General features: G+C 69.8%; 1 protein-coding gene and 1 pseudogene. One reads left to right on the top strand and one right to left on the bottom strand.

The features are described 5' to 3' along the window. Positions 1–356: 356 nt before the first annotated feature. Positions 357–1361, bottom strand: a pseudogene (locus tag JHN63_RS51310) (Lrp/AsnC family transcriptional regulator). Positions 1362–1479: 118 nt separating this feature from the next. Between JHN63_RS51310 and JHN63_RS51305 the strand changes: the two are divergent. Next, a partial coding sequence (locus JHN63_RS51305) for an MFS transporter (protein WP_200691976.1) occupies positions 1480–1802 on the top strand: 323 nt, incomplete at its 3' end.

The raw sequence follows: 1802 nt of genomic DNA, 5'->3' as shown, positions 1-1802 counted from the left end.
CCAGCACCCAAACCCACGGGATCGGACGGGGAGGTCGATCCGGGGTTCGACGGGGAGGCGCTGGTGGTCGGATCGGACGTGACGGAGGAGGCGTTGGCGTTGGCGTACATCGCGCCGCCGAGCAGGGTCGTCGCCGCCGCCAGGGCCACGACCACCTTCCGGTGACGACCCAGCGACCGGCGATGAGTGTTTTTCGTCTTCAACTCATTATTCCCTTCGGGGCACGCCGGAAGGACTTCCGAAGACTATTTCCAGAGGATCTTTCGGGAAATCCCTGCGGCATCGGTTTGGACGAGCCACATTCGATCGCCGAACACTGTGGTTCACATCTCCGGGTGCTGGGTTTTGCGCATGATTTATCTTGAACTTACTTTGAGGGAGGGCGAGTTGAGAGGGAGCGTCCGGTACGTGAGCTGTTTGACCCGGCGCAGGAAGGGGCTCGCCTCCACCTGACGCACCCCGTCGAGCTGTCCCAGGGGGCCGCTGAGGTAGTCGTAGAGCCCCGCGGTGTCCTTCACGACGGCCGTCACGACGATGTTGGACGTGCCGGCCGTCGCGGACGCGTAGGCGATCTCGTCGTGGGTGGCCAGTGCCTCGCCGACCGAGTGCAGCGCGGCGGGGGTCGCCGTGATCCACAGGACGGCCGCACGCGGGTATCCGAACACCTCCGAGTCCTACTCGATGTCGATGTACAGCGCCCCGGAGCCGATCAGCGAGGCGAGCCGGCGTTTGACGGCGGACTCGGAGCGGCCGGTGGCGCGCTGGAGTTCGGGGTAGCCGGCGCGTCCGTCGCGTTCGAGCACGGCGATCAGGGCCTCGTCCTCGGGGTGGATGCGGGCGAGGCCCGACGGGGGCTCAGGCGCGGGGAGGAGGGCGGCGATCTGGTCGTCGGCCAGCACCTTGAAGCGGCGCAGCCAGCCCGTGGGGCCGCCGTAGAAGCGGTGCAGCATCTGGTGGGCTCGGATGCCCAGGACGCTGGGGGTGCGCGGGAGTTTGCCGAGGAGGAGGTCGTCGTAGTCGCCGGGGCTGCGGGGGCGGGTCAGGCAGACGATCTCGGTGCCGCCGGAGGCGAGGCCGATCCAGGCGGTGTCGGGGCGCTTGGCGAGGGCGTCGGCGACGGTGAGGGCGTTGTCGGGGGCGCAGCGCAGCCGGAGCATCCACTGGTCCTGGCCCAGGCGTTCGGCGTCCCGGATGGCGACGACGCGCAGGCCGGCCTCGGCGGTGAGGCGGCGGTAGCGGCGGGCGACGGTCTGGTCGGAGGCGCCGAGGACCGTGCCGAGGCGGCTGAAGGAGGCCCGGCCGTTGAGTTCCAGGGCCGTGAGGAGTTGCAGGTCGAGCCGGTCGAGGGTGTCGGATTCCATCTCCAGCACGGCTTCTCCTGTCGGATTCCGGCGGTGCGGTGACCGACACGGTGTTGATCGTCCGGGTGGCGCCCATCGTACGGAGAACTGCACTACCCGGACAGGGGAGTTGAGGGCAATGCGTACATGGGGACCGCTGACGGCGGTGTGCCTGGGCACGTTCATGTTGTTGCTGGATGTGACGATCGTGGTGGTCGCGCTGCCGGACGTGGCGCGGTCGTTGCACGCGTCGTTGAGCGATCTGCAGTGGGTGGTCGACGGGTACGCGCTGGCGTTGGCCGCGCTCCTGCTGGGGGTCGGGGCCGCGGCGGACATTCTGGGGCGGCGGCGGGTGCATGTGGTGGGGGTGGTGCTGTTCGCGGTGGCGTCACTGGCGTGCGGGCTCGCGGACGGGCCGGGCGCCCTGGTGGCCGCGCGGGCCGTGCAAGGGGTGGGAGCGGC

It is taken from the genome of Streptomyces sp. MBT65, assembly GCF_016612545.1.
Taxonomy (GTDB): Bacteria; Actinomycetota; Actinomycetes; order Streptomycetales; family Streptomycetaceae; genus Streptomyces.
The sequence above is the reverse complement of the archived record's forward strand: the minus strand, read 5'-3'. Positions and strand labels throughout refer to the sequence as shown.